At 27.5% G+C, this 1746-nt stretch carries 3 protein-coding genes; 1 reads left to right on the top strand and 2 read right to left on the bottom strand.

The genetic code is table 11. The annotated features are described in order from the left end of the window. On the bottom strand, nt 1-368 hold a 368-nt coding region (locus L21TH_RS01445; protein ID WP_034429000.1), incomplete at its 3' end, for an NUDIX hydrolase. 113 nt (nt 369-481) lie between these two features. On the opposite strand from L21TH_RS01445, the gene L21TH_RS15030 reads away from it, so the two are divergent. After that, on the top strand, nt 482-613 hold the full coding sequence (locus tag L21TH_RS15030) for a hypothetical protein (protein WP_006307280.1): 132 nt from the start codon (nt 482-484) through the stop codon (nt 611-613). Here the strand turns inward: L21TH_RS15030 and L21TH_RS01450 are convergent. Further along, nucleotides 600-1682: a DUF3866 family protein gene (locus tag L21TH_RS01450; protein ID WP_006307281.1), complete on the bottom strand. Its 1083-nt coding sequence runs from the start codon at nt 1680-1682 to the stop codon at nt 600-602. The genes L21TH_RS15030 and L21TH_RS01450 overlap by 14 nt on opposite strands. Nucleotides 1683-1746 lie beyond the last annotated feature (64 nt).

A 1746-nucleotide genomic window follows, 5' to 3' on the forward strand; every position in this document is an offset into this window, starting at 1 on the left:
AAAAGATACATTTTTTCGTTTGAGAATCCAGGAGAGGTAAAAAATTCAAATAAATATGTCAATTTATTGGCTGTAACGCCAGTTTCTTCTTTTAGTTCTCTAATAGCACATGTTTTAGGCTCCTCACCAACCTCTAGCTTCCCTGCTGGAATCTCAAGTAATTCTTTTTCGACAGGTTTTCTGTATTGTTTAACTAATATTATTTCACCTTTAGCAGTTATAGGAACTATAGCTACTGCTCTAGGGTGTTCTACTATTTCTCGTTTTGTATATTTTTTATCTGGCAGTTCTACTGTATCTATTCTTAAGTTTAATATTTTTCCTTCGTAAATTTTTTCACTTTTCATAGTCTTTTCTTCAAAAGTCATATTCAAACCTCCTAATAGCATAAAATTAGTTTAATCTTCATAAAATAGAATATAATTCTTAATCTTATATTATAAAAACTTATTAATATTGTAAAGTAAAAGAGGAGGTACTTATGATTAGAATTGTTATAAGTAAGAAAATTTATTTCTATGTGAAAATAGATGAGTTAATAGAAGCTTTGGCAGATTTATCTAATGAATATGTTACTTTAAAAGAAGCTATTGATATTATTATAAAAATTTAAATATTCCTTTCCCTACGGCACCAAGTGCTTCAAAAAATTCTTTATCCTGGTGATAGCTTCTTCCCATAGTAGAAACTTTTAAACCAAAGTAATTTAATGCTTTATAAATATCGGAACCATTTTCATAATATACATTATGTTTTTTATATAATTTTGAATTTTGAATTTGCTTTTTTATTATACTCAGTTTATACTCGCTTAAAATTGGAAAGATAATATTACTTTTAGTATTGGTGATTTCAGAAAGATTTGTAATAGAATGATGACTAATACCTACATGTCTTTCCCTATTATCACTAAAGCTGATACGCGGTATAGCTATACTAGTTCCTTTTAGAGTATTAACAGCATCTAGAATATATCCTTGTTCAATACCACTAAAACCATATTTAGTAGCTGAACCTACAATACCAGGCCCCATGGCTACTATTGTAATGTCACTTTTTAATACTTCTTTAGACATAATTAATCCAGTATATATGTTTATACATTCATAATCACCACCAAATGCATGACCAATTGTAATTGTATTTTCAATAATATTTTTCTCTTTAAGAACCCGTACTGTTTCGCTTAATTGTATAGGTAAAGCTCCTCCATCAGTCATTATGTAATTAATTTTAATTTTAGGGTTTAACCATTTAATCATAGCTGCTACTGGAGATAACATACTATGCAGACTTCCTACAACTATAACTGCTCCATTTAAATTCTTGAACTGTTTAATTTTTTTGTGGTAAGGACTATTTTGTTCTTCCACTGCTAAGCATTTAACTTGAAAAGGTGTGTATCTTAATTTCATAATATGACCTTCACCATTTAAAGTTTGTGTTTTATTATTATAATTATATATTACAAAATGACTACCACCTGTACCAAGACCTAAATCAATAGCAGTAGTATTAACTACTATCAAATCACCAGGAGACACTGCACCAGATAAGCTATTATAGTTTATAGCTTTATAGTTTTGTTTATTTATTTCTACTTCAATTAATGTAATAGCTTTATCTTTTTTCAATATTTTTTTTACTTTTCCTAGTTTATAACTAAGCATAGTATTACTCATAATATCCTTCCTCTATCTACCAAATTTATCAATATAGCTTAGTATTTTATTATTATTTATAATT

Origin of the sequence: Caldisalinibacter kiritimatiensis (genome assembly GCF_000387765.1) — a bacterium.
GTDB classification, from domain to species: domain Bacteria; phylum Bacillota; class Clostridia; order Tissierellales; family Caldisalinibacteraceae; genus Caldisalinibacter; species Caldisalinibacter kiritimatiensis.

Bases quoted from the DNA above. Each gene is read 5' to 3' on its own strand.
- L21TH_RS15030 (WP_006307280.1), top strand. From the start codon at position 482: ATGATTAGAATTGTTATAAGTAAGAAAATTTATTTCTATGTGAAAATA.
- L21TH_RS01450 (WP_006307281.1), bottom strand. From the start codon at position 1,682: ATGAGTAATACTATGCTTAGTTATAAACTAGGAAAAGTAAAAAAAATA.